This is a genomic window from Mesorhizobium sp. Arg314 (genome assembly GCF_053714275.1).
Window position 1 is genome coordinate 1 of record NZ_JBSKBP010000120.1, and the last position, 3,829, is coordinate 3,829.

4 protein-coding genes and 1 pseudogene are annotated in these 3,829 nt (G+C 61.9%); 2 read left to right on the forward strand and 3 right to left on the reverse strand.

Annotated elements, in window-relative coordinates:
* The first annotated feature begins 718 nt into the window (after positions 1–718).
* Positions 719–1,414 (forward strand): annotated as a pseudogene (locus ACWGS9_RS34150) (IS6 family transposase).
* Between the two features lie 23 nt (positions 1,415–1,437).
* Positions 1,438–1,803, forward strand: a complete 366-nt coding sequence (locus ACWGS9_RS34155; RefSeq protein ID WP_454509339.1) for a Ros/MucR family transcriptional regulator — start codon at positions 1,438–1,440, stop codon at positions 1,801–1,803.
* 274 nt (positions 1,804–2,077) lie between these two features.
* Here the strand turns inward: ACWGS9_RS34155 and scpB are convergent, their stop codons facing one another.
* The 3 genes from scpB to ACWGS9_RS34170 all read right to left on the reverse strand — a co-directional run.
* Positions 2,078–2,764: an SMC-Scp complex subunit ScpB gene (gene scpB / locus ACWGS9_RS34160; RefSeq protein WP_454509340.1), complete on the reverse strand. Its 687-nt coding sequence runs from the start codon at positions 2,762–2,764 to the stop codon at positions 2,078–2,080.
* Between the two features lie 10 nt (positions 2,765–2,774).
* Positions 2,775–3,644, reverse strand: coding sequence for a DUF1403 family protein (locus tag ACWGS9_RS34165; protein WP_454509341.1), 870 nt, complete (start codon positions 3,642–3,644; stop codon positions 2,775–2,777).
* 25 nt (positions 3,645–3,669) lie between these two features.
* Positions 3,670–3,829 (reverse strand): Tn3 family transposase (locus tag ACWGS9_RS34170; protein ID WP_454509342.1); only part of this gene is annotated, 160 nt, incomplete at its 5' end.

Consider the following 3,829-nt stretch of genomic DNA (forward strand, 5'->3'; position numbering starts at 1 on the left):
TCATCAACAACGAACATTACACAGCGCTGCTGATGCCGGCGAAGAGGCAGAGGACTGATAATCCGCAAAGCCTCGCCGTGGGGCGGCAGCTGAGCGAAGCAACCACAACGTCCATCAGCCAAGCCTCCGATCAAGCCCGAGCGGACCCAATCGCTTCCTTCAGAAGCAGAGAGCGCTCCGCGAGACGTTGAGTGCTATGGCTGGGGTCAAGCAGAACAGCTCTTTTGACGACAGAGGTGCTGATGCCCGGGCATCGTCGCCCCGCGAATCGTTCAGCTTTCTATGAATGCAGGATCCTTCATCTCGATCTGGATCAATACCGATCATCATCATGAGGCAACTGGGGCCCGATATGAGCCGTCCGCTGCTGCAAACCCAGAATTCGAAAGGAACCTCTTTAGCCCCGATGAGATCCGACTTTATGTGACGGACACCGGACGAATGCCTGGATCCGACCCGCAACATTATTTGTGTCTTGACGTCTGGGTCGGACGGCAAATTGTCTGGAGGAGAGATTTCACGCCGTTAGGTATGACAGATAAAGACAGCCGGCCTATTGGACAAAAATCCTACCAAAAGCTGGAGTGCGCCGCTGGGACCGGACAGGATCAAGCCGCAGTTTTGACCATCTGCCGGGCGTGTTGGTCCTCGGGATCTGTTGCAACCTTTTGATTACCTGCGCTGTGGCACGGAGCCTTCGATCATTTCCGAGGGTGCGATGTTCAAAGGCCTTCAGTTCGACCAATCTGTGATCCTGCTTTGCGTGCGCTGGTACCTTGCCTACAATCTGAGCCTGCGTGATCTTGAGGAGATGATGGCCGAGCGCGGCATTACGGTCGCTCACACCACCATCCCCGCTGGACTGTTCTTTTTTCGCCCTTGTTGCTCGAGCGCTTCAACCGGCGCAAGCGTAGCATGACCGGCAAATGGCATGTCGACGAGACCTACATCAAGGTGCGTGGCCAGTGGATGTACCTCGATCGCGCCATCGACAGTGTCGGCGACACAGTCGAGTTTTGGTTCAGCGAGCAGCGCGACCTGCCGGCGGCCAAGCGCTTCTTCAGAAAGGCGCTGGAGCGTCTGGTGACCGGATCGCCTCGTCATCGACGGTAGCCAGACAAATCACGAGGCGATCCTTTCCTGCGACACCACAAATCGCGTGCAGGATCGCGCCCAGCGCCGGCTGAAGCCGATCAGCATCCGCCGGAGCCAGTATTTGAACAATCGGATCGAACAGGACCATCGGCGCATCAAGCGCCGAGTCCGGCCGATGCTCGGCTTCAAATCGACGGCCGCCGCCTCCACCGTCCTTTCCGGCATCGAAATGATTCACATGATGCGCAAGCGTCAGGCGAGGTACGCCTTCAATCCTAATCCGTCCCTGGCCGAGCAGTTCGAAATCCTCGCCGCCTGATTGACGTCGCATCAGGGCCTTCTGTGCCTCTATTCAGCCGTTGCAACAAAACCCTGAGGAGCGCGGCCGGTGGCGTCGCGTCTGCAAAGCCGGAGGCCCTCAATCCTGCCGTGCCGATCAAGAAATCGGTCACGCCGGACTTCATCATCTGCCTGGAAGACGGCAAGAAGTTCAAATCTCTGAAGCGCCATCTGTCTACCGACTATGGCCTGACGCCGGACGAATACCGCGCGAAAAGGGGGCTGCCGGCGGACTATCCGATGGTCGCGCCAAACTATGCAGCCGCACGTTCGGCATTGGCCAAGACCATGGGTCTCGGCCGCAAACCCAAGGAAGCAGAAAAGCCAGAGCCTGCGAAGCGGACCCGCAAGAACACCGCAGCTGATTGATCGCCGATCCGTCGTTCGGCGCGTAGCAGCTGCCCACTACTGCTACGCCGAATATGAAAAGGCGGGAGAAGTCGTCGCCTTCCCATGCAAACAGTCTTGCTCCACATGGAATTCTGGAAGGCGCGCAGCCACCCGCTTCAGCCGATCGTCCAGCCAAAGCCCGTGGAAGTGGCAGCCCTGCTCGGAGCTATGCGTGTGTTATGGAGCGTGGTCGACGTCGTCGATCGAACGCATGAGACAGGCCGAAACCTGAGCTATTCGATAAATCGTGCTCTCAGTCGCCCTCAGACGCTTCGCTCTCCTGCACCTCAAGTGCATCCTCCTCGAGCGCTTGTCGGCTGAGCAGACCGGCGTCCTCGAGCCGCTCGAGATCGGGCAGCTCGCGCAGCGTCTCGAGACCGAACGCCGACAGGAAATGCTTCGTGGTCACATAGGTGTAGGGCGCGCCAGGTGTCGGGCTGCGCGGGCCGGAGCCGAGGAAGCCGGCGTCGCGCAGGCTGGCGATCGTGTCGCGGCTCGCCTCCTTGCCGAACATGTTCGACAGTTCGCCGCGCGTCACCGGCTGCAGATAGGCGATCGCCGCCAGCAGCGCGGCCTCATGCTCCGACAGCGACACCGAGGACGACCGCGTCGGCGCTTGCGAGGCGCAGACCGCCGCGGCGTGACGCGAACGCGTTCGATGCTGCCAGCCGCCGGCGACCGCGACGATATCGTAAGGCCTGTCGCGCAACTCCTCGCGTAGATCGTCGATGACGAGATCGATGCTGCAGCCCTTGCCGACCACCCGCGCCAGCGTCTCGCGGCTGACCGGTTCCGCGGCGGCAAAAATCACGGCCTCCACCCTCAGCATCCATTCGCGCCAGCGCAGCTCCGGCGGCAGATCCTCGAGTTCCCGGTCAAACAGGACATCGTCCTGGGGAATCTTTTTGGCGTTGCGGTGTGGCTGCGTCGTCGCGCTCATACCGGCCACCTCACAATCCAAAAATCCGGAACGAGGTCCGGCCGGAGAGTTCACGCACCGCGCCAAAACTTTCCAGCCGTTCAAACAGCCGGGTGGCGGCCCAGCGGGAGAGATTGCTGCCCGGCGCTGCGGCCGGCACGGCATCCTCGTCGAGCAGCTTTTCAATGACGACGCCGGCGCCCTTGGTCCGCACTTTTGGCGCCGCCGCCAGCAGTTTCTCGGCCTGCCGGCCGATGTCATTGGCCTGCCGCAGAGCCTCGACCGTGGCCGCGACCAGCGCCAGGCACACGGCCCGGGCAAAGCCGGGCTCGCCCGGTCGCACCCGTCCGCGGCCGCCGATCGTCTTGAACGCCGCGCTGTAGCGTTCACCCATCAACAGCGGCATGCCACACGCCCAGCCGAGTATTTCCGCCAGCAGCCGATCGGCCAGCCACCAGGCCAGAATTTCGGCGTCGGGCCGGGCGGCGCAGATTTTTGCTACCAGGTCAGCGACGGCAAAGGGCGCTGAGCGGCCGGATTGCAGCGCGGCGTCGAACAGATCGGCAATCTCGTCCAGACCGTCGCTGCGCAAGCCGATCAGTGCGGCCAGGTCCTGCAAAACCTTGCTGCCGATCGGTCGCGTTTTCGCCGCCAGCTTGTGGAAGGCCAAAACCATCGTCCCGGCCGGGCCGGGATTGTCGCCGGGCGCGGTCAGAGCCACCGAGTCACGCAAGCCCGCTTCGCTCTCGTTGCGGCCGATCAGTTGCACGGCGGCCAGCGCGCATCGCAGCGCCAACCGCTGGCGCCAGCAGCCAGCCCAAGACGGCTCGGCGCGGACGAGATCGTCGAGCGCTTTCAGGGCGATGCCGGGGGTCGGAACAAGATCTGCTTTCCCAGGCACGCTAAGACCGAACGAAGCATGAACATCAAGCTGCGCGAAGTCGGCGCGCGGGCAGTCTGAGCAACCGGAAGCCTTCGGGCATTTGATGCTCGGTATCCCAGGTATAGTTGCCTGTAAGGTTGATGTGTTCCCAACTGAGCGGCGAGATGTGCTTCAGCAGTGTGTCGGGAATATTTTTGCCCGCT

Bases quoted from the DNA above. Each gene is read 5' to 3' on its own strand.
- scpB (WP_454509340.1), bottom strand. From the start codon at position 2,764: ATGAGCGCGACGACGCAGCCACACCGCAACGCCAAAAAGATTCCCCAG.